The 301-nt window shown below is 24.3% G+C and carries 1 pseudogene; it reads right to left on the minus strand.

What is annotated here, in order from left to right:
• Positions 1 to 175 (minus strand): annotated as a pseudogene (locus tag M8044_RS02545) (effector); the annotation flags it as partial.
• Between the last annotated feature and the right edge of the window lie 126 nt (positions 176 to 301).

Below are 301 nucleotides of genomic sequence, written 5' to 3' on the forward strand. Positions count from 1 at the left end.
TATCGTCATACCATTCATCATGAATTGCCATTTTGGTTTCATTTAAAATAGGGATTTTTTCTTTTGGTGATTTAATGATTTCCATTTCGGTTAAAACAATCCAACCGATAAATAAAAAAAGAAGTATTCCTAAAATAATAAAAAACCATTTAATGATTTTTTTAATATTCAACATGATTATTTCCTTTCGGGTAATTTATAACATACCAACATTTTAACACATTTGACTTTTTAATTTCAATTAAAACCATTTTTTGAACCAAGAAGTTACTTTATTATACGCTTTCTTAGATATATGACA

This window comes from Columbia Basin potato purple top phytoplasma (assembly GCF_028595955.1).
Classification (GTDB): domain Bacteria; phylum Bacillota_I; class Bacilli_A; order Acholeplasmatales; family Acholeplasmataceae; genus Phytoplasma.